Origin of the sequence: Ilumatobacter sp. (assembly GCF_041688325.1) — a bacterium.
In the GTDB taxonomy this organism is placed as follows: domain Bacteria; phylum Actinomycetota; class Acidimicrobiia; order Acidimicrobiales; family Ilumatobacteraceae; genus Ilumatobacter_A.
The window spans coordinates 1-5,357 of the sequence record NZ_JBDNIJ010000095.1 but is presented as its reverse complement, the minus strand read 5'-3'; the positions used below and the strand labels follow the sequence as shown (position 1 = coordinate 5,357).

Below are 5,357 nucleotides of genomic sequence, written 5' to 3'. Positions count from 1 at the left end.
TCACGGCCTGGTCGCTCTCGGGCAGCAATCAGCCGAACGATTCCCGCTTGTCGACGTCGTCCGGCCGATCGCTACGGCGCTGCGCAACTTGACCGGTGAGGCTGTCCAGCTATTTGTTCGCGAGGGCTCCCAGCGGCGGTGCGTGCTCTCGCTTGAGTCGTCACATGGGCTTCGGTGGATCGTGCCGGAAGGGTCGTTGCTCCCCATCGACGTCGGCTCATCTGGGCGTCTTTTGGCCGGCGAGCAGACCAAGACCGGCTGGTTGCAAAGCGTCGGCGAACGCGAGGCCGGTGCGGCGTCGGTGAGCGCCTCGGTGCGCTCGGGTGACGGGACGATCGTGGCGGCTCTCTCGGTGAGCGGTCCGGTTGAGCGACTCACGAAACAGCCGGGCCGCCGATTCGGCCCTGCCGTCGTAGCAGCAGCGGCCGAAATCAACCTCTGACCGGCTCGGTCAGCGGGCCAGCGGGTCAGCGGGCCAGCGGGTCAGCGGGTCAGCGAGTCTGCGCTGATGCCGCGCGGTATTCCTTCCACAGCCACCACAAAAGTGGGAGCTGGAGCGGCAGGCGGATCCAGTTGGCCGGGCCGGTTGCCGTGTCGACGCTGCGACTGAACCGTCCCTCGACGAGCTGAGGCTCAACGTGGTTGACAGCCATGTCGACGTTCGCAGGGAACACGCCAATCGTCAGCGCGAAGAGCCCGAGTGCCGAGAGCTTGCGCGTCCGTGGGTGCAACATTCCGATTCCGAAGGCCAACTCGGCCGCCCCGCTTGCGCGGTTGGCGAGTGCAGCATCGGGGAACCAGTCGGGCACGATTGCTTCGAAGAAGTCGGGCTTCGCAAAGTGGGCGATCCCGGCACCGGTGAACAACATCCCGGCGCCGATCGCTGACGGGCGAGAGATCTGCATCGCCACAGTCTGGCGCGACAGCCGGGCTGTTGATGAGCACCCCACTGTCACATTTTTGTCACACTTTGGTCTGACCTCGGTGTGACACACCGCAACAGATCGGCGTGACAGTGAGGGTGTTTGGAAGGTGAGGTGAGGTGTGGGGACGAGGGTGACAGGTTCGGGCGAGGGCGCGCCGGTAGCGTGCGGTCCATGCGTCGCACGGTTCCCCTCATTGTCATTGCCTCACTGGCCATTGCTGCCTGCAGCGGGTCCGATTCTGCTGCGCCTACAGATGATTCAGTGGCGAGTGAACAAGCGGTTGCTGACGAGGGCGAGGCTTATGGTGACACCGCCGGAGAGACGCCCACTTCTGATGCCACGCCCACGTCTGATGCCGACGAGGGGCTGCTGAGCGAGGCGAGCGCCGACAAGCCGACCGACATCGACTTCCCCGGTGTCGACGTCGAAACACTCGATGTGACCGTGCTGACCAAAGGTGACGGCCCGATTGCCGAGGCTGGCGACACGGTGATCGTCGACTACATCGGGGTGCGTGCGCTCGATGGTGTCGAGTTCGACAACAGCTACGACCGCGGCACACCATTCGCTGTTGGTCCGCTCGGTCAGGCGCAGGTCATCCAGGGCTGGAACGACGGCCTCCTCGGCGCGCAAACCGGTGCTCGTCTCCAGCTCGACATCCCGAGCGCTCAGGCATACGGCGAGGCGGCACGCAGCGATGTGATCCGCGAAAACGAGCCGCTCACTTTCGTCATCGACGTTCGCTCGGTCATCAAGGCGCCCGATGTGTCTGAGGCTCCGACGGAGATGGGTGTCGAAACGTCTGAGGGCGCCACCGACCTGTCGTTCGAAGATCTGATCGACGGTGACGGAGCAGTCCTCGAGGAAGGCCAGACCGCAGTGTTCAACCTGATGCTGTTCCGTGCCGACAGCGGTGTGCTGCTCGACAGCACCTGGACCAGCGAACCAATTCAGATCCCGATGAGCGAGGGCCAGTTCGCGGCCATTGTGCAAGGCATGCCCGGCATGAAGGTCGGCGGTCGACGTGCGATCACCTTCCCACCGTCACTTGGTTTCGGTGAGAGTGGCAACCCGCAGGTCGGTCTGCCCGTCGGCGTCGACGCAGTGCTCGTCGTTGACCTGTTCGGCGCTTTCTGACCGCAGGGTTAGGCGACTCGCGTGCCACCTTGGAAAACCCGAGCGACGCGCGGCCGCATGTCGCTGACGTCAAGATCGGTACCTGAGAACACAACGGCGTCGAGCACGTCGAGTTCGTCGGCCATGAAGTGCACGTGGCAGTCGAACAAGCCAGGAGTGACCAGATGGCCGGTGCCGTCGAAGATCGTGCCCTTGGCCAGGGTGGTGCGTGTCATGCCCACACCATCGCGCAGCGGGGTAGCTGCGGGGGAGGGGGAGTAGCTGGGGGAGTAGCTGGGGGTAACGGCAGATTTATCGAGTGGCCAGCCAGGTCGTTTCGGCTTCGCCGATGGGCGAGTCGGGGCCAGCGTCGACGAATGGCCACAGCTCCGAAGCGATGCGCCGATAGTTGCCCGACGCGTTCAGCTCACCCAAGAGCGCGTAGAGCCCCAGGTTGATGCGCTGGATGAAGACGAATGCTCTCGGCACGGTGGCGTACTGGCTGATCGGGCTGGCACGGTCGAACGTGTGGCGCACGATCTTGTTCGCGTATTCGCGCGTCCATGTCATCACTGCATCGTTGGCGACCGTGTCGTAGAAGAGCGAGAAGTACTCACCGACTTCGTCGGTGCCGACGGGGGCTCCTGGCTGCAACATGCCAGCCTCTTCGACGATGCGTCGGAACTCCGCATCGTCATGTTTGACTGCTGCGGCCTCGACCATGGATGCGAACGTGGCCAGCTCATCGGGGGTGAAATGTTTGACGAGCCCGAAGTCGAGGAACGTCACGGTGCCGTCGTCGTGGAATAAGTAGTTACCCGGATGCGGGTCGCCGTTGAAGGCACCCATTCGGTAGAGACTGCGGAAGACGAAACGGAAGATCACCTCACCGGCATGGTCGCGCTCGGCCTGGGGCCGTTGCAGTAGCTCGGCCCAGCCGAACCCGTCGACGAGCTCGGAAGTGAGCACTCGTTTTGTACTGAACTCGGGAATGATTGCCGGAATCCGAAAGAACGGATGACCCGCGTAGTACTCGGCAAACATCTGCTGGTTGCGTGCTTCGAGCTCGTAGTCGACCTCTTCGGCGAGGCGAACCTTGATCTCGTCGACCATCTCGGTCGGGTCGAGGCCACCAAAGCCCTGCTTGAGAATCGCTCCGAGCAGGTCGGCGTTTTTCAAGTCAGAAACAATCGCCTGGTCGATGCCCGGGTACTGCACTTTGACGGCGACGGCACGTTCGAGGCCCGACTTCGGTTCGATGATGATCGCTCGATGGACCTGCCCAATGGACGCAGCAGCGATGGGCTCGGGGTCGAACTCGACGAAAAGTTCGGCAATGGGTTTGCCCAGCTCAGACTCGACCGTTGCAATCGCAAGATCGGTTGACATCGGTGGAGCGTTCGACTGGAGTTGGGCGAGTGCCATTCGTAGTGGTTCGGGAAGGCCGTCGTCGAGGTAGCTGGCCATCTGGCCGAGCTTCATCAACGCGCCCTTCATCTGGCCCAGTTCGTCGGCGACCTGTTGCGCCGTTTTGAACTCGCGCTCACGATCGAGTTCTTCGCGGCGCTCGGTCGAGGCGAACGTTTTGCGGGCTGCTGTCGAGGCATAGGTGCCCCCGACCTTGGCGCCCATACGAACGAGCCGAGCATTTCGGCCAGCCCACGATCGACCTAACTCGGATGCATCGAGCCGGCGCGATACAGCCACTGCGGCAGTGACGAGTACACCGACAGCGAGCGGGATGCGCCACTTCGTCATGCGCTGCTCGCGGCGATTGCCCGGCGACGGACCGAATCGAGTGCACGCAACAACGTCGGAACGAATTGGTCGGCTCCAGCCACGACGGCATCATGGCCGCCATCAACGCGGAACGCCTCAGCCAGCCCGATCAATTCGAACAGTTTGACCTGTCGTGCCAGCGGGATCACTGAGTCGTTCATCGTGATGAGGACGGCAGTGGGGACGTCGACCTCGCCGATCCAGTCGGCAGATGAGAATCGGCCGATCGCCGTGCCCGCTTCGAGCAGCATCCGCCAGTCGTGGCTCGACGCTTCTTCGAGCGCCCAGGGTTCCCACGTTTCGGCGCGGCGCTGGAGGTACAACTGCTCGCTCAACCACTCCCGCGTCTGGTCCGGCGCGTATTTGGAAAGTGTGGCGAGGCCGCCCAGGCCGAGGAACGACAGGCGCTCGGGCCGACGGTTCGAAAAGAAGGGTGCGGTGGCGCAGAGGACGAGCCCGGTGGTTCGTTCGGGGTGGCGCCTCCAGATCAGCTGAGCGATCGGGCCGCCCATCGAGTAGCCGACGGGGATGAACGTGTCGATGCCAAGGGCGGTTGCCACGTCGACGGCATCGTCGGCACAGTCTTCCAGTCGAAACGTCTTCTTGGAACGGATTCCGGAACCGTGGCCCCGATGATCGAACGCCACCACTCGGTAGTGCTCACCGAGGGCTTTGTAGCAGCGGAACCAGTTGAGGTCAGCCGATGCGGTCCATCCGTGGAGCAGCATGATCGTTGGTGCGCCGGGTGGCCCACCGAAGTCGCGCACGAGAAGATCGCCGCGGTCAGGGAGATGGACGAATTTCCCGGGCGGAAAGTCGGGTTTGGGGACGTCGATCACGGGAGCAACCTCGGGACCATCAAACGGAACTTCACCCGGAATGTCACCCGGAATGTCGAGCGGAATGTCAAACGGACTGTTAGGGGAGGCTGCTGAGCCTGGGCGGAGGTCGGCGTGCTTCTCTGCGTCTGACTTGAGCGGCCGGCTCAAACGGAATCGACGCTCAGCACCTTGACGGTCATCGAACCGTTCGGCGCGTCGTACGTGATCAAATCACCGGCGGATGAGCCGTTGAGCGCAGCACCGAGAGGCGACGTGGAGGTGATGACATCGGCACCCTCGATCTGCTCTTCCATGTTGCCAATCATGTAGCGCTCGGCCATGTCGTCGGAGTCTCCGTCGTACACAATCGCATAGACCTGGTTCTCGACGATCTCGGGTTCGTCGATCAGGTACTCCAGCTGACGGATACGACCTTCCATGTGGCCCTGCTCATCCTTGGCAGCGTGGTAGCCAGCGTTCTCCTTGAGATCGCCTTCTTCTCGCGCCCGTTCGATCTTGTCGGCGACTTCGATCCGCCCGCGCGTGGTGAGATCGTGAAACTCCGCCTGCAAACGCTCGAGGGCGGACTTGGACAACTTCGCTCCAGCCATCTCAGAGACGATAGCGAGCCAGACCCGATTGCGAGAGCGTTGCGAATCAGATCGTTTCCAATCGTTTCCAATCGTTTCCAATCGTTTCCAATCGTTTCCAATCG

Annotated in this window: 7 protein-coding genes; 2 read left to right on the top strand and 5 right to left on the bottom strand. The window is 62.8% G+C overall.

All coding sequences use genetic code 11. From position 1 onward, the window contains the following. On the top strand, positions 1–442 hold a 442-nt coding region (locus tag ACH2EI_RS06205; protein ID WP_395159473.1), incomplete at its 5' end, for an IclR family transcriptional regulator. A 49-nt stretch (positions 443–491) separates the two neighbouring features. Here ACH2EI_RS06205 and ACH2EI_RS06200 read toward each other — a convergent pair. Next, the gene (locus ACH2EI_RS06200) at positions 492–905 is read right to left on the bottom strand and encodes a hypothetical protein (RefSeq protein ID WP_395153162.1); all 414 of its coding nucleotides are present in this window, start codon (positions 903–905) and stop codon (positions 492–494) included. Between the two features lie 192 nt (positions 906–1,097). On the opposite strand from ACH2EI_RS06200, the gene ACH2EI_RS06195 reads away from it, so the two are divergent. Beyond that, positions 1,098–2,063, top strand: coding sequence for an FKBP-type peptidyl-prolyl cis-trans isomerase (locus ACH2EI_RS06195; protein WP_395153161.1), 966 nt, complete (start codon positions 1,098–1,100; stop codon positions 2,061–2,063). A gap of 8 nt (positions 2,064–2,071) precedes the next feature. Here ACH2EI_RS06195 and ACH2EI_RS06190 read toward each other — a convergent pair whose 3' ends face one another. From ACH2EI_RS06190 to greA, 4 genes are all read right to left on the bottom strand, one after another. Further along, a complete protein-coding gene (locus ACH2EI_RS06190) occupies positions 2,072–2,278 on the bottom strand; it encodes a hypothetical protein (protein ID WP_395153160.1) in 207 nt (68 codons plus the stop codon). Between the two features lie 76 nt (positions 2,279–2,354). Continuing rightward, the gene (locus ACH2EI_RS06185) at positions 2,355–3,800 is read right to left on the bottom strand and encodes an ABC1 kinase family protein (protein WP_395153159.1); all 1,446 of its coding nucleotides are present in this window, start codon (positions 3,798–3,800) and stop codon (positions 2,355–2,357) included. Further along, positions 3,797–4,810 carry an alpha/beta fold hydrolase gene (locus ACH2EI_RS06180; protein WP_395159471.1) on the bottom strand — a complete coding sequence of 338 codons (1,014 nt, stop codon included), beginning with the start codon at positions 4,808–4,810 and terminating at the stop codon, positions 3,797–3,799. The genes ACH2EI_RS06185 and ACH2EI_RS06180 overlap by 4 nt, the downstream gene beginning before the upstream one ends. Continuing rightward, positions 4,807–5,253 (bottom strand): transcription elongation factor GreA, encoded by a 447-nt coding sequence (greA, locus tag ACH2EI_RS06175; protein ID WP_395159469.1) that lies wholly within the window; start codon positions 5,251–5,253, stop codon positions 4,807–4,809. The genes ACH2EI_RS06180 and greA overlap by 4 nt, the downstream gene beginning before the upstream one ends. Between the last annotated feature and the right edge of the window lie 104 nt (positions 5,254–5,357).